The sequence below is a fragment of the Leclercia sp. GLN_9 genome, from assembly GCF_043105735.1.
Classification (GTDB): domain Bacteria; phylum Pseudomonadota; class Gammaproteobacteria; order Enterobacterales; family Enterobacteriaceae; genus Enterobacter; species Enterobacter adecarboxylatus.
In genome coordinates this window covers 161,460-176,335 of the sequence record NZ_JBICLV010000015.1, presented here as the reverse complement: position 1 = coordinate 176,335, position 14,876 = coordinate 161,460, and the positions used below count along the sequence as shown (strand labels likewise).

At 55.5% G+C, this 14,876-nt stretch carries 16 protein-coding genes; 8 read left to right on the top strand and 8 right to left on the bottom strand.

Annotated features, from left to right (window positions below; genetic code table 11):
* Positions 1 to 54: 54 nt before the first annotated feature.
* The 3 genes from ACF8PE_RS09730 to ACF8PE_RS09720 form a co-directional block, all read right to left on the bottom strand.
* Positions 55 to 663 carry a glutathione S-transferase gene (locus tag ACF8PE_RS09730; protein ID WP_032615771.1) on the bottom strand — a complete coding sequence of 203 codons (609 nt, stop codon included), beginning with the start codon at positions 661 to 663 and terminating at the stop codon, positions 55 to 57.
* A gap of 92 nt (positions 664 to 755) precedes the next feature.
* Positions 756 to 1,892: an HlyD family secretion protein gene (locus ACF8PE_RS09725; protein ID WP_130588010.1), complete on the bottom strand. Its 1,137-nt coding sequence runs from the start codon at positions 1,890 to 1,892 to the stop codon at positions 756 to 758.
* A gap of 2 nt (positions 1,893 to 1,894) precedes the next feature.
* On the bottom strand, positions 1,895 to 2,251 hold the full coding sequence (locus ACF8PE_RS09720) for a DUF3302 domain-containing protein (protein ID WP_144839415.1): 357 nt from the start codon (positions 2,249 to 2,251) through the stop codon (positions 1,895 to 1,897).
* Positions 2,252 to 2,909: 658 nt separating this feature from the next.
* Here ACF8PE_RS09720 and ACF8PE_RS09715 point away from each other — a divergent pair.
* From ACF8PE_RS09715 to trmL, 8 genes are all read left to right on the top strand, one after another.
* Positions 2,910 to 4,823 carry a PTS mannitol transporter subunit IICBA gene (locus ACF8PE_RS09715; protein ID WP_032615765.1) on the top strand — a complete coding sequence of 638 codons (1,914 nt, stop codon included), beginning with the start codon at positions 2,910 to 2,912 and terminating at the stop codon, positions 4,821 to 4,823.
* A 108-nt stretch (positions 4,824 to 4,931) separates the two neighbouring features.
* On the top strand, positions 4,932 to 6,080 hold the full coding sequence (gene mtlD / locus ACF8PE_RS09710) for a mannitol-1-phosphate 5-dehydrogenase (RefSeq protein ID WP_032615763.1): 1,149 nt from the start codon (positions 4,932 to 4,934) through the stop codon (positions 6,078 to 6,080).
* Positions 6,077 to 6,667, top strand: a complete 591-nt coding sequence (mtlR, locus tag ACF8PE_RS09705) for a mannitol operon repressor MtlR (RefSeq protein WP_032615761.1) — start codon at positions 6,077 to 6,079, stop codon at positions 6,665 to 6,667. The genes mtlD and mtlR overlap by 4 nt, the downstream gene beginning before the upstream one ends.
* Before the next feature lie 59 nt (positions 6,668 to 6,726).
* Complete coding sequence (locus ACF8PE_RS09700; protein WP_032615759.1) at positions 6,727 to 7,089, top strand: YibL family ribosome-associated protein; 363 nt, start codon at positions 6,727 to 6,729, stop codon at positions 7,087 to 7,089.
* 271 nt (positions 7,090 to 7,360) lie between these two features.
* Complete coding sequence (lldP, locus tag ACF8PE_RS09695; RefSeq protein ID WP_032615757.1) at positions 7,361 to 9,016, top strand: L-lactate permease; 1,656 nt, start codon at positions 7,361 to 7,363, stop codon at positions 9,014 to 9,016.
* Positions 9,013 to 9,786, top strand: a complete 774-nt coding sequence (gene lldR / locus ACF8PE_RS09690; RefSeq protein WP_032615755.1) for a transcriptional regulator LldR — start codon at positions 9,013 to 9,015, stop codon at positions 9,784 to 9,786. The genes lldP and lldR overlap by 4 nt, the downstream gene beginning before the upstream one ends.
* Complete coding sequence (gene lldD, locus ACF8PE_RS09685; protein WP_392494804.1) at positions 9,783 to 10,970, top strand: FMN-dependent L-lactate dehydrogenase LldD; 1,188 nt, start codon at positions 9,783 to 9,785, stop codon at positions 10,968 to 10,970. The genes lldR and lldD overlap by 4 nt, the downstream gene beginning before the upstream one ends.
* 120 nt (positions 10,971 to 11,090) lie before the next feature.
* Positions 11,091 to 11,561 carry a tRNA (uridine(34)/cytosine(34)/5-carboxymethylaminomethyluridine(34)-2'-O)-methyltransferase TrmL gene (gene trmL / locus ACF8PE_RS09680; protein WP_103793359.1) on the top strand — a complete coding sequence of 157 codons (471 nt, stop codon included), beginning with the start codon at positions 11,091 to 11,093 and terminating at the stop codon, positions 11,559 to 11,561.
* A 32-nt stretch (positions 11,562 to 11,593) separates the two neighbouring features.
* Here the strand turns inward: trmL and cysE are convergent, their stop codons facing one another.
* The 5 genes from cysE to ACF8PE_RS09655 form a co-directional block, all read right to left on the bottom strand.
* Positions 11,594 to 12,412 carry a serine O-acetyltransferase gene (gene cysE / locus ACF8PE_RS09675; RefSeq protein ID WP_032615750.1) on the bottom strand — a complete coding sequence of 273 codons (819 nt, stop codon included), beginning with the start codon at positions 12,410 to 12,412 and terminating at the stop codon, positions 11,594 to 11,596.
* Between the two features lie 79 nt (positions 12,413 to 12,491).
* Positions 12,492 to 13,511, bottom strand: a complete 1,020-nt coding sequence (gpsA, locus tag ACF8PE_RS09670; RefSeq protein WP_032615748.1) for an NAD(P)H-dependent glycerol-3-phosphate dehydrogenase — start codon at positions 13,509 to 13,511, stop codon at positions 12,492 to 12,494.
* Positions 13,511 to 13,978, bottom strand: a complete 468-nt coding sequence (gene secB / locus ACF8PE_RS09665; protein WP_032615746.1) for a protein-export chaperone SecB — start codon at positions 13,976 to 13,978, stop codon at positions 13,511 to 13,513. The genes gpsA and secB overlap by 1 nt, the downstream gene beginning before the upstream one ends.
* Before the next feature lie 32 nt (positions 13,979 to 14,010).
* Positions 14,011 to 14,262, bottom strand: a complete 252-nt coding sequence (gene grxC / locus ACF8PE_RS09660) for a glutaredoxin 3 (RefSeq protein WP_032615744.1) — start codon at positions 14,260 to 14,262, stop codon at positions 14,011 to 14,013.
* A gap of 14 nt (positions 14,263 to 14,276) precedes the next feature.
* On the bottom strand, positions 14,277 to 14,708 hold the full coding sequence (locus tag ACF8PE_RS09655) for a rhodanese-like domain-containing protein (protein WP_032615742.1): 432 nt from the start codon (positions 14,706 to 14,708) through the stop codon (positions 14,277 to 14,279).
* Positions 14,709 to 14,876 lie beyond the last annotated feature (168 nt).

The following is a 14,876-nucleotide window of genomic DNA, read 5'->3' as shown; positions in this document are numbered from 1 at the left end:
AGTCAATGTCAGGGCGATTGTACCGCGTCCGTCAAGGAAGTGTTATCGACGACATCAAGCCTTTGGCGGTTCGGTGCGGGCGAAGCTTTCACGCTGGAACAGGGTTTCCGCCAGTTTGACCAGCAGCGGGCGATCAACGCACCAGCCCGGCGAGACGCGACGGAAATTGAGATAGCCGATAGCGCAGGCAATGGCGATGGTCGCCAGGTTAACGCTGTCGGTGGCAATTTTTCCTTCACGGATCAGCGCCTCACAGTGATCCAGACTGCGGGTGATTTTCTCGCGCTGACGCAGCAGCTCGGTCTCAGACTGCTGTGCCGCCGGGCGCGCCTGCTCGCGCACTGAAGCCAGCGCGGCATCCATGATCCCGTCCGCCAGCGCCTCGATTTGCCGGATAACCAGCGCGGCTTTTGGCTCATGGGGGATCATCGCCGGGGCAATATCCAGCAACTCGATATAGCTGGCAATGATGGGCGAGTCGAACCAGTGCTCCCCGTCATCGGTCACCAGCGCCGGGACTTTGCCCAGCGGATTGTAGTGCGCGACACCGTTTTCAGCCTGATAGGGTTGTTCATTCACAAATTCAAAAGTGATGCCTTTCTCCAGCAGGAGAATGGAGATTTTACGCACGAAAGGACTGGTATAACTGCCGATGAGTTTCATTGCCTGCTCCTTGTTCGCCAACAAAAGGATAAGTATGGCCCAGGCAAAGAAAAAAGGCAGGCTCTGCGTATCCCATGCCTGCCTTTAAGGGATTAATGGTCGAGATAGAGGTAGTGCATCCAGCTGGTCATCCGCAGCAGGACTTTACGCATTACCGACACGTGCGAGAAGTGGTCGGAATAAACCGCAACCTGGGCGTAAATGCCGTCAGGCAACGCGTCCACGTCGGCGTTTGGATCCAGCTCGATGGTGCCCAGCACGCCATCGGTGCCCGGGATCACCGTCAGAGATTGCAGAACGCCCTGCGCCTGGTAGGAGCCGCCCGGCACGACCGGCAGAATGCTGGTGAGCTTACCGGAGAAGACCTGCCCTGGCAGGGCATTGAACACCACTTCGGCCTCGTCACCAGGCTTCAGACGCAGTAATGAGTTCTGGCGGAACTGCGCCACGATCTGGCGTTTCTGCTCAGGGATAAACACCATCACCGGGCGCAGCGGCAGAGAGGCCGCGTAGGTTCCCGGGCGAATCAGCACCTGGGTAACATAGCCGTTGCTGGGTGCACGGATAACGGTTTGATCCAGGTTATAGGTGGCTTCGGTCAACTGGGCGCGCAGCGAGGCAATCTGCGACTGCTCACCGTTAGACATGCTGTCTAACTGGCTCTGAATCTGGGTTTGTTCCGCGACAGAGCCTTTCACCATGGCGTCCTGCGCCAGGTAGTTTTGTCGCGCATTATCGATATCGCTCTCAGAGAAGGGATTCACCTTCGCCTGGCTGCCTTTCAAATAACGCTGATAGTCTTTGTACAGACGATCGCGCTCAGCAGAGACGCGGGTGGTATTCGATTGTGCTTCCGAAAGTTGCGCTTTCAGCACCTTTATATTGTGCGTCGCGGTGACCAGGTCAGCCTTCAGACGATCGACACGTGCCTGATATCGGGTCGGATCGATTTTAAATAATACTTCGCCCTTTTTAATGAGCTGGTTATTTTTATTCGTCACTTCACTCACCACCCCTGTGACCTGCGGGGTAATGGGAATAGAAATAACCGCTTTCTGCGCCGTAAAGGTATACGGGTGGTTATAGTTCATTAATAAAATAAGCCCGGCCACAATAAACACACCGCCTAGCGTCGCGGTCGCTAAGGTCCATTGGTTTACCGGAATGCGAAATATTTTAAAAATGGTCCATGCAAAGGCGACATAGGTCAAAATGATCAACAGATCCATGATTAGTGCTCCAGCATGTTCTTATCAGCAGTGGGGGGCACTGCAGCCAGTTTTTGTTCCAGCTCGGCGACGCGCTTTGCAAGCGCATCAACGTCGGGATGGCGTTCTGGCGGCTGAATGTGGTTCTGCATTCCCCAGCCACGCTCTGGCTGGTAGAGGGTGGCCCAAATCCACAGAAACGGCCAGATAGCATGGAGCGTAAACAAGCTTATCCATCCCGCCGTATGGATCGCATCGGCATGCGGATGGTTGCGCTTTTTGGCAATATTGTAAGGAATATCATGGATGGCGATGATTCCATAAAAAAGAACCAGGAAGACAAAAATCAACACACCCAGCGCAAAATAGTTGAGAAACATATTTGCCTCACTCAGTAAATCGCAAACGCATAAAAATAATTAAATGGTAAGCAGCCAAATTAATTTATGATTAAGCACACGAAGATGTACTAACTATTTCAGAGCCGGGAAATATGATTTTTCCTTATATCTCCATGCAAGTTTATAAGCGTGTCAAAATATAGCCTGAAGAATAATAGCGTTCTGTTTACAAAATGAGCTTAAACTAGCCTGGCATTTTTTGCCATACCACATATTGATGCTCTTTTTTGGACAATACGTGTTGCTGACTTACATCCTGGCGTTGATGGGTGAAACAGATGTTGCAGTTGATCACATCCAGAGAATTCTGCATAAAAATATTTTGTGGTTTTGATCACACTACAGAAACAAACTCACGACAACAAAATGTGATTTGATTCACATTTTATGGGTCAAACTGCCGTTTTAACGGTCGTTGTATTTTTTTTACACTTCAATTTTGTGACGCACATCACTTCAATCGTGGCTGCACCCCCTGCATTTACGTGATTCAGATCACATAAATTTTGCCTGTCTGGACAGTTAAACCATTAAGTGCCAAATTTCACGTCAACAGAACAGGTTGGGCAACCTCTGCCACCACATTAACAACAAACCTCGGGCTTAAGGCCTGCATCAACAGAAGAAGGGGTGTTTTATGTCATCCGATTTCAAGATCAAAGTACAAAGCTTTGGTCGATTCCTTAGCAACATGGTGATGCCAAATATCGGCGCGTTTATCGCGTGGGGTATCATCACTGCGTTATTTATTCCGACAGGGTGGTTGCCTAACGAAACGCTGGCGAAACTTGTTGGCCCAATGATCACCTATCTGCTGCCGCTGCTCATCGGTTATACCGGTGGTCGTCTGGTGGGCGGTGACCGTGGCGGCGTGGTCGGTGCGATCACCACCATGGGCGTTATCGTCGGTGCGGATATGCCAATGTTCCTCGGCGCAATGATTGCCGGTCCTCTGGGCGGCTGGGCCATTAAGAAGTTCGACGTCTGGGTTGATGGCAAAATCAAATCCGGCTTCGAAATGCTGGTGAACAACTTCTCTGCCGGCATCATCGGGATGATCCTGGCTATTCTGGCGTTCCTCGGCATTGGCCCGGCAGTTGAAGTGCTCTCCAAACTGCTGGCAGCGGGCGTTAACTTCATGGTTGCCCACGACATGCTGCCGCTGGCGTCCATTTTTGTTGAACCGGCGAAAATCCTGTTCCTCAACAACGCCATCAACCACGGTATCTTCTCACCGCTGGGTATTCAGCAGTCTCACGACCTCGGCAAATCCATCTTCTTCCTGATCGAAGCGAACCCGGGTCCGGGTATGGGTGTTCTGCTGGCGTACATGTTCTTTGGTCGCGGTAGCGCTAAGCAGTCTGCTGGCGGTGCGGCTATCATCCACTTCCTCGGCGGTATCCACGAAATTTACTTCCCGTACGTGCTGATGAACCCACGTCTGATCCTGGCCGTTATCCTCGGCGGTATGACTGGCGTGTTCACTCTGAGCGTGTTGGGCGGTGGTCTGGTCTCCCCTGCTTCCCCAGGTTCTATCCTGGCGGTACTGGCGATGACCCCGAAAGGTGCCTACTTCGCTAACATCGCAGCGATCTGTGCGGCCATGGCGGTCTCCTTCGTGGTGTCGGCTATCCTGCTGAAAACCAGCAAAGTGAAAGAAGAAGACGATATCGAAGCGGCTACCCGTCGTATGCAGGACATGAAATCTCAGTCTAAAGGTGTTGCTGCAACGCCGCTGGCTGCGGGTGATGTGTCTAACGACCTGAGCCACGTGCGTAAAATCATCGTCGCCTGTGATGCCGGTATGGGTTCCAGCGCCATGGGTGCAGGCGTACTGCGTAAGAAAGTAGCGGATGCCGGTCTGTCGCAGATCTCCGTTACCAACAGCGCTATTAACAGCCTGCCGGCGGATGTTGACCTGGTCATCACCCACCGCGACCTGACCGAGCGTGCGATGCGCCAGGTTCCGCAGGCGCAGCATATTTCGCTGACCAACTTCCTCGACAGCGGCCTGTACACCAATCTGACCGAACGTCTGGTTGCGGCACAGCGTCATGAAGATAACGAAGTCAAAGTGCGTACCAGCCTGCAGGACAGCTTCGACGAGAGCAACAGTCACCTGTTCCGTCTGGGTGCGGAGAACATCTTCCTTGGCCGTACCGCGAGCCATAAAGAAGAAGCGATTCGCTTTGCCGGTGAGCAGCTGGTAAAAGGCGGCTACGTACAGCCAGAATATGTTCAGGCGATGCTGGATCGTGAAAAACTGACGCCAACCTACCTGGGCGAATCCATTGCGGTGCCGCACGGTACGGTTGAAGCGAAAGATCGCGTCCTGAAAACTGGCGTGGTGTTCTGTCAGTACCCGGCAGGCGTGCGCTTCGGTGAAGAAGAAGATGACATTGCCCGTCTGGTGATTGGTATCGCGGCTCGCAACAACGAGCACATCCAGGTGATTACCAGCCTGACCAATGCGCTGGACGATGAGACCGTGATCGAACGTCTGGCAAACACCACCAGCGTCGAAGAGGTCCTGGCGCTGCTGAACAAGTAAGTCTTTCCCTTCCCTCTCCCCGTTGGGGAGAGGGCTAGGGTGAGGGGAAATTCGCGTGGTTCCTCACCCCAGCCCTCTCGGGTAACAACATTGATGAAGGTTAATACGATGAAAGCATTACATTTCGGCGCAGGTAATATCGGTCGTGGTTTTATCGGCAAACTGCTGGCAGACGCCGGCATTACGCTGACATTTGCGGATGTGAATCAGACGGTACTGGACGCCCTGAATGCGCGTCATAGCTATCAGGTGCATGTCGTGGGTGAAAACGAACAGGTCGAAACCGTGACCGGCGTGAATGCGGTCAGCAGCATTGGCGACGATGTTATCGACCTGATTGCCAGCGTTGACCTGGTGACCACCGCGGTCGGTCCGGTGGTGCTGGAGCGTATCGCCCCGTCCGTCGCCAAAGGGCTGGCAAAACGCAAGGCCCAGGGTAACGATGCCCCGCTGAACATCATCGCCTGTGAGAACATGGTGCGCGGCACCACCCAGCTGAAAGGTCATGTGATGGCGGCTGTGGCTGATGAAGATAAAGCCTGGGTTGAAGAGCACGTCGGCTTTGTGGATTCTGCCGTTGACCGCATCGTTCCGCCGTCAGCGTCGGCCACCCATGACCCGCTGGAAGTGACCGTGGAAACCTTCAGTGAGTGGATCGTCGATAAAACCCAGTTCAAAGGCGCGCTGCCTGAGATCGCGGGCATGGAATTAACTGATAACCTGATGGCATTTGTCGAACGTAAACTCTTCACGCTGAACACCGGGCATGCTATAACCGCCTACCTCGGTAAGTTAGCCGGTCATCAGACCATTCGTGACGCTATTCTCGATGAAAACGTTCGCGCCGTGGTAAAAGGTGCAATGGACGAGAGCGGCGCGGTATTGATTAAACGCTACGGTTTTGATGCCGATAAGCACGCGGCATATATTCAGAAAATCCTCGGTCGTTTTGAAAACCCGTATCTGAAAGATGACGTTGAGCGTGTAGGCCGTCAGCCGCTGCGCAAGCTGAGTGCGGGCGATCGTCTGATCAAGCCGCTGCTCGGCACCCTGGAATATGACCTGCCACACACCAGTCTGGTCAAAGGCATTGCCGCCGCGATGCACTACCGCAGCGAAGAAGATCCGCAGGCGCAGGAGCTGGCGCAACTGATTGACGAGCAAGGTCCACAGGCCGCGCTGGCGCAGGTATCCGGTCTGGATGCCAACAGCGATGTGGTTGTGGAGGCGGTTAACGTATATAACGCAACCAAATGATGCAGGAACTGGCGCAGGTCATCCTGCGCCCGGAATATAGATTGTCAGATATGCAGGCAATAATGGAACAAACCCAGGCCTTTGAAAACCGTGTGCTGGAGCGTCTGAATACTGGAAAAACCGTTCGAAGTTTCCTGATATCCGCCGTCGAGTTGCTAACCGAGGCGGTGAATATCCTGGTGCTTCAGGTTTTTCGCAAAGACGACTACGCGGTGAAATACGCAGTTGAACCGTTGCTTGACGGTGACGGCCCCTTGGGCGATTTATCCGTGCGTCTGAAACTGATCTATGGCCTGGGCGTTATCAGCCGTCATGAGTATGAAGACGCCGAACTGCTGATGGCGCTGCGTGAAGAGCTGAACCACGATGGCAACGAGTATGCGTTCACCGACGACGAGATCCTCGGCCCGCTCGGCGAGTTACATTGCGTGACCGCCCTGCCCCCGACGCCGCATTTTGATACCAGCGACCCGGAGCTGTACGCGATGCAGAAGCAGCGTTACCAGCAGATCGTTCGCTCCACGATGGTTCTTTCCCTGACTGAGCTGATTTCCCGAATCAGCTTAAAAAAAGCGTTTCAGAAGTAAGCCTGCGCACATTGGTGTATCCTTCCCTGTAATCTCCCCTGTTTTTAGAGCTATTTGTGATGAAAGAAGTCGAAAAGAATGAAATTAAGCGCCTGAGCGACCGCCTGGATCTGATCCGCCACCAGCAGGCCAGCCTCTCCCTGGTTGATGCCGCCGAGAAATACGCCGAGCTGGAAAAAGAGAAAGCGACGCTGGAAACGGAAATCGAACGCCTGCGTGGCGTAAAAGAGCAGAAGCTGAGTAAAGAAGCCCAGAAGCTCTCTAAACTGCCTTTCCGCCGCGCTATTACCAAGAAAGAGCAGGCCGACATGGGCAAGCTGAAGAAAAGCGTGCGCGGCCTGATCGTCGTCCACCCAATGACCGAGCTGGGCCGTGAAATGGGCCTGAAAGAGATGACGGGCTTCAGCAAGACTGAGTTCTGATTTTTAGCCGGGTGGCGCTACGCTGACCCGGCTTACCGCTCTCCTTCCCTTCAAAATTGGCCCAACCAATTCCGCAACCAACCCTCCCTTGGTTCACATTTCCATAATCTTTGCTCACAAACACATTGCCGACCAATAACATTTGGTTAACCATTTGTTGTCATTAACCCTACATCACACTATTGGCAGGACCACTTTTACACATATTGTGACGCCGAGATGAGCACAGACTCACCGCATCGCAATAGGTGTGGTCCTCGGGAGACCTGCAATGAGCCTCTGGCAACAAAACTACGATCCGGCAGGAAATATCTGGCTATCAAGCCTGATCGCCTCGCTACCTATCCTGTTCTTCTTCTTTGCGCTGATTAAGCTCAAGCTGAAGGGATACCTTGCCGCGACGTACACCGTTGCCATCGCCCTGATGGTGGCGCTGTTCTTCTACAAAATGCCGGTGGATCGCGCGCTGGCGTCTGTCATCTATGGCTTCTTCTACGGCCTGTGGCCAATTGCGTGGATCATCATCGCCGCAGTCTTCGTCTATAAAATCTCGGTGAAAACCGGGCAGTTCGACATCATTCGCTCGTCGATACTGTCGATTACCCCTGACCAGCGTCTGCAGATGCTCATCGTCGGCTTCTCTTTCGGGGCCTTCCTGGAAGGGGCAGCCGGATTTGGTGCCCCGGTGGCAATTACCGCCGCGCTGCTGGTCGGGCTGGGCTTTAACCCCCTGTATGCCGCCGGTCTGTGTTTGATCGTCAACACCGCGCCGGTGGCCTTTGGCGCGATGGGCATTCCGATTCTGGTTGCCGGACAGGTGACCGGCCTGGACAGCTTTGAGATTGGCCAGATGGTGGGCCGTCAGCTGCCGTTCCTGACCATTATCGTGCTGTTCTGGATCATGGCGATTATGGACGGCTGGCGCGGCGTGAAGGAAACCTGGCCTGCGGTGATGGTGGCGGGTGGCTCTTTCGCTATCGCCCAGTATCTGAGTTCCAACTTCCTCGGCCCGGAACTGCCGGACATTATCTCTTCGCTGGTCTCTTTGGTCTGCCTGACGCTGTTCCTCAAACGGTGGCAGCCGGTGCGGATCTTCCGCTTTGCCGATATGGGTGCCTCGCAGGTCGATATGACGCTGGCCCGCACCCGCTACACCCCAGGACAGATTATACGTGCCTGGTCACCGTTCCTGTTCCTGACCGCCACAGTAACCCTGTGGAGCGTACCGCCCTTTAAAGCCCTGTTTGCCCCGAACGGTGCGCTGTACGACATGGTGGTCAATATTTCGGTGCCGTTCCTCGATAAAATGGTCGCCCGTATGCCACCCGTGGTGCATGACGCCACGCCGTATGCAGCAGTGTTTAAATTCGACTGGTTCTCCGCAACCGGTACGGCCATCCTGTTTGCCGCTATCCTTTCCATTGTATGGCTGCGCATGAAGCCTGCCGCCGCGGTGCAGACGTTTGCCAGTACGCTGAAAGAGCTGGCGCTGCCGATTTACTCCATCGGTATGGTGCTGGCCTTTGCGTTTATCTCCAACTACTCTGGCCTGTCGTCAACGCTGGCCCTGGCCCTGGCGCATACCGGCTCCGCGTTCACCTTCTTCTCGCCATTCCTCGGCTGGCTGGGGGTGTTCCTGACCGGGTCAGATACCTCGTCTAACGCCCTGTTTGCGGCCCTGCAGGCGACAGCCGCGCAGCAGATTGGCGTCTCGGACGTGCTGCTGGTCGCCGCTAACACCACCGGTGGCGTGACCGGCAAGATGATCTCGCCGCAGTCCATCGCCATTGCCTGTGCGGCGGTAGGCCTGGTGGGCAAAGAGTCGGATCTGTTCCGCTTTACCGTTAAACACAGCCTGATATTTACCTGCATGGTGGGGGTGATCACCACGTTGCAGGCTTACGTCTTAACCTGGATGATCCCATGATAGTGATGCCCAGACGCCTGTCCGACGAGATTGCTTCTCGCGTGCGGGCGCTGATTGAAGAACAACAGCTGGAGGCGGGCATGAAGTTGCCCGCCGAGCGCCAGCTTGCCGCCCAGCTTGGTGTGTCGCGCAACTCGCTGCGCGAAGCCCTGGCGACGCTGGTCAGTGAAGGGGTACTGCTGAGCCGTCGCGGCGGCGGGACCTTTGTGCGCTGGCAGCATGAGGAGTGGTCAGAACAGGCGATTGTCCAGCCGTTGAAAACGCTGATGGAAAACGACCCTGACTACAGCTTCGATATTCTCGAAGCGCGTCACGCCATTGAGACCAGCACCGCCTGGCATGCCGCCATGCGCGCCACCCCGGCGGATAAAGAGAAGTTAAAAGCCTGCTTCGAGGCGACCCACAGCAGCGATCCCGATATCGCCTCGCAGGCCGATGTGCGTTTTCATCTGGCAATTGCTGAAGCCTCGCACAACGTGGTGCTGCTCCAGACCATGCGCGGGTTTTTCGATCTGCTGCAAACCTCTGTTAAGCAGAGCCGCCAGCGGATGTACCAGGTGCCGCCGGTATTTGCCCGGCTGACTGAGCAGCATCAGGCTGTTCTCGACGCCATTCTTGCTGGCGATGCCGAAGCTGCCCGTCAGGCGATGATGGCGCATCTGGGCTTCGTGCATACCACCATTAAACGATTCGATGAAGATCAGGCCCGACAGGCGCGTATTACCCGTCTGCCTGGCGACAACGATATTTCCAGGGAGAACAAAGCATGATCATTTCTGCAGCCAGTGACTATCGCGCCGCCGCGCAGCGCATCCTGCCCCCGTTCCTGTTCCACTATATTGATGGCGGGGCCTACTCTGAATATACCCTGCGCCGCAACGTGGAAGACCTGTCGCAGGTGGCCCTGCGCCAGCGCGTCCTGAAGAATATGTCTGACCTGAGCCTTGAGACGACGCTGTTCAACGAAACGCTCTCTATGCCGGTAGCCCTTGCCCCCGTCGGCCTGTGCGGCATGTACGCCCGCCGGGGTGAAGTGCAGGCCGCAGCGGCCGCCGACGCCAAAGGCATTCCTTTTACCCTCTCCACCGTCTCGGTCTGCCCGATTGAAGAGGTGGCCCCGACCATTAAGCGTCCAATGTGGTTCCAGCTCTACGTTCTGCGCGATCGCGGCTTTATGCGTAATGCCCTGGAGCGGGCGAAAGCGGCGGGCTGTTCCACCCTGGTGTTTACCGTTGATATGCCCACCCCCGGCGCGCGCTATCGCGATGCGCACTCCGGGATGAGCGGTGCGAACGCAGCGTTGCGTCGTTACTGGCAGGCAGTGACCCATCCGCAGTGGGCGTGGGATGTGGGTGTGAACGGGCGTCCGCACGATCTGGGCAATATCTCCACCTATCTGAGCAAACCGACAGGGCTGGAAGATTACATTGGCTGGCTGGCGAATAACTTTGATCCATCCATCTCGTGGAAAGACCTGGAGTGGATCCGGGAGTTCTGGGATGGCCCGATGGTGATCAAAGGGATCCTCGATCCAGAAGATGCCCGCGATGCGGTGCGCTTTGGTGCCGACGGTATCGTGGTGTCGAACCACGGCGGCCGCCAGCTGGACGGCGTGCTCTCGTCTGCCCGCGCCCTGCCCGCCATTGCCGATGCGGTTAAAGGCGATATCGCGATTCTGGCGGACTCCGGGATCCGCAACGGTCTGGACGTGGTGCGCATGATTGCCCTCGGCGCCGACACCGTCCTGCTGGGACGAGCCTATCTCTACGCGCTGGCGACGCACGGCCAGGCAGGTGTGGCGAATCTGCTTAACCTGATCGAGAAGGAGATGAGAGTGGCCATGACGCTGACCGGGGCGAAGTCTATCCGTGACATCAGCAAAGAGATGCTGGTGCAGGAGTTGAGTCAGATCCCTGCCGGGCTGGCACCGCTGGCGCAGGGGAACGCGGCGTAGGTACGGTCTGATCTCCTCATCCCAGCCCCTCTCTCAAGGGAGAGGGTACTTTCTCTTTGGCAGAGGGTTAGGGTGAGTGAAAAATTCTGCTATTCTGCCCCCGCTATTCAAGGGGGCAGCATGCTTAATATCGTTCTATTCGAACCAGAAATTCCACCTAATACCGGCAACATCATTCGCCTGTGCGCCAATACCGGATTCCGTCTGCATATCATCGAGCCAATGGGCTTTACGTGGGACGACAAGCGCCTGCGCCGTGCCGGTCTGGATTATCACGAATTCACCGCCGTGGTTCGCCATCAGGATCTGGCCGCATTCATGCAAACGGAAAACCCGGAACGGATCTTTGCCCTCACCACCAAAGGTACGCCTGCGCACAGCGCGGTGAGCTATCAGGAGGGGGACTATCTGCTGTTTGGCCCGGAAACGCGCGGCCTGCCGGCCACCATTCTTGATGCCCTGCCTGCTGAACAAAAAATCCGTATTCCGATGATGCCGGACAGCCGCAGCATGAACCTGTCAAATGCGGTGTCGGTAGTGGTCTATGAAGCCTGGCGCCAGTTGGGGTACGCCGGAGCAATACTCAGGTAGGCCCGGTAAGCGTAGCGCCCCCGGGCATTTATTCAGATCCCGTCGCCATACTCAAAGGTATGGTGACCGTTGAAGAACTGATCCATATCCATCGCTGGTTTATCGCTGTCCGGCCTGCCGACGATACGCGCCGGAACGCCTGCGGCGGTGGTATGCGGTGGTACAGGTTGCAGCACCACTGAACCGGCGCCAATTTTCGCGCCGCGTCCGACTTCGATATTGCCGAGGATCTTCGCCCCCGCGCCAATCATCACCCCTTCACGGATTTTCGGGTGGCGATCGCCGCTGGTTTTGCCGGTCCCGCCCAGCGTCACGGATTGCAGGATCGAGACGTCATTTTCAATAACCGCCGTTTCACCCACCACAATGCCGGTGGCATGGTCGAGCATGATCCCGCGGCCAATCTTCGCTGCCGGGTGGATATCCACCTGGAAGCTCACCGAGACCTGATTTTGCAGGAAAATCGCCAGCGCGCGACGGCCTTCGTTCCACAGCCAGTGGCCGATACGGTAGGACTGCAGAGCGTGAAAACCTTTCAGATAGAGCAGCGGCGTGGAGTATTTATCCACCGCCGGGTCGCGATTGCGTACTGCCTGGATATCACAGGCAGCTGAGGCGATCATCTCCGGGTCGGCCGCATAGGCCTCTTCCACCACTTCGCGGATGGCGATAGCGGGCATGATCGGTGATGCCAGTTTGTTGGCAAGCATATAGCTCAGCGCGCTGCCGAGGTTTTCGTGCTTGAGTAGCGTTGCATGGTAAAAACTGGCGAGCATCGGCTCACAGTCGGCCAAAGCACGGGCTTCGGCTTTAATATTGTTCCAGACGATATCCAGTTCTTCACACGGCATTGCTTGCTCCAGACGTAATGATAATGACCGGCCAGTTCTTCGCCAGCCGGGTCATTCAGGTGATAATGCTTTCCTGCGGTTAACTGCTGCTACGCTCGTCCTTGCGTGCACGACCTAATAAGGTCAATGCTGCCTCGCGCGCATTTTTTCCGCAATACAATACCTGATAAATTTCCTCGGTTATTGGCATTTCGACACCAAAGCGGTGTGCCAACTCGCGGACTTCTTTGGTATTGCGATAGCCTTCCACCACCTGACCGATCTTCTCCTGCGCGCCGATGACATCCATGCCCTGTCCGAGCATCATGCCAAAGCGACGGTTACGAGACTGGTTGTCGGTACAGGTCAGCACCAGATCGCCTAACCCTGCCATTCCCATAAAGGTGGCGGGATCGGCACCCAGCGCTGCGCCCAGACGGGACATTTCGGTCAGACCACGGGTGATCAGCGCCGTACGCGCGTTCGCGCCGAAGCCGATACCGTCGGACATGCCCGCGCCGATCGCGATAACGTTCTTCACTGCACCACCCAGCTGAACGCCGATAAAATCGGGGTTGCTGTAGACGCGGAAGCTTTTACCGCAGTGCAGGAGCTGCTGCAGATCCTCAGCAAACGTCTCATCGGTTGAGGCCAGCGAGATCGCCGTCGGCAGCCCTGCCGCCAGCTCTTTCGCAAAGGTCGGGCCGGAGATCACCGCCAGTGGGATAGCATCACCCAGCGCTTCGCGGGCGACATCCTGCAGCAGTCGGCCGGTCTCGGCTTCCAGCCCTTTGGTCGCCCAGACCACGCGGGCATCATCACGCATCAGCGGTTTAATCTGTCGCAGCACCTGGCCAAAGACGTGGCTCGGTACAACGATCAGAATATTGCGGCTCGCAGCCAGCGCTGTCGCCAGGTCGCTTTCAAGATGCAGTGAGTCAGGGAAAGGCACATCGGGGAGGAACGCAACGTTGCAGCGATCGGCTTCTAACGTCGCGATATGTTCAGGATTGTGGCCCCAGAGAACCACTTCGTGACCATTTCTTGCCAGGGTAATAGCAAGAGCGGTGCCGTAAGAGCCGGCACCGATCACAGTCATTGACGCATTGACAGTACTCATCAGGCATCCTGATGTTGTTCAGTACCTTCGCCAGCTTGCTGCTGCAGATAGTTCATGAACAGCGCATCGAAGTTCACCGGCGCAAGGTTCAGTTGCGGGAACGTACCACGGGAAACCAGGCTGGTGATGCATTCGCGGGCATACGGGAACAGGATGTTCGGGCAGTATGCACCCAGGCAATGCGCCATCTGATTACCTTCGATGCCGCCGATGGAGAAGATGCCGCCCTGCTGTACTTCGCACAGGAATGCAGTCTCTTCGCCCAGAGAAGCGGTTACGGTAACACGCAGTACGACTTCATACACATCTTCCGCCAGTTGGGTGGAAGCAGTATCCAGATCAAGTTTAACCTCTGGCTGCCAGTCTTTCTGGAAAACATGTGGCGCATTTGGTGCTTCGTAGGAGACGTCTTTGGTGTAAATGCGCTGGATCTGGAAAGTCATCTCGGTGTTGTTTTGTTCTGACATGGAAATACCCTTTTTAATTGTCCTAAAACGCCTTAGCGCAGCAGGGGATCAAGTCCACCACGCGCGTCAAGCGCATACAAGTCATCACAGCCGCCAATGTGCTGCGCATCGATAAAAATCTGCGGAACTGTCGTCCGGCCACTACGTTTAATCATCTCTTCGCGTTTCGCAGCGTCGCCATCAATAGGCAGTTCCTGGAAGGCAACGCCTTTGCTGTCCAGCAGCGCTTTCGCGCGATGGCAGAACGGGCAGGTCGCTTTGGTATAGATCTCGATATTGGCCATGTTCAGACTCCTGTTTACTTACCACGAACCAGAGGCAGGTTTTCACCGCTCCAGCCAGAGATGCCGTCTTTCAGGACAGTGACGTTTGCAAAGCCTGCTTTGACGAGGGTATTTGCTGGCTCGTTTGCCTGCATCCCGGTACCATCAACGACAATAATGGGTTTGTCTTTATGCTTTTCCAGTTCGCCAAGGTTATTGGCTTTGATGTCGGCTGGCAGCAGGTTAATTGCGCTTGCAATATGGCCTTTGCGGAAATCATCACGCTGACGCAGATCGACAACCACAGCATCTTCTTTATTGATAAGACGAGTGGCTTCGCCGCGGGTAATCACCTTCACTTTTGAGGTGAGGCCTTTGAACGTGGTGAAAAGTACGGCTGCCAGTAGACCAATCCACGCGATACAAAGTATGGGGTGGCGGCTGACAAATTGCATAATTTCTTGCATGGGGGGTAACGACTCCCGACTGAGTGAATAAAAAACCAGGACAGGAGTATACCTGTGCGTTGTGGCAAATACAGCCAGCGACAATAAGCTAATCCATTTTCTGCGTGCTGCCACGAAAAAAAAGACCAAAATTGCCCTCTCCTTACGCTTCCCCCGGTGATTTCTTTG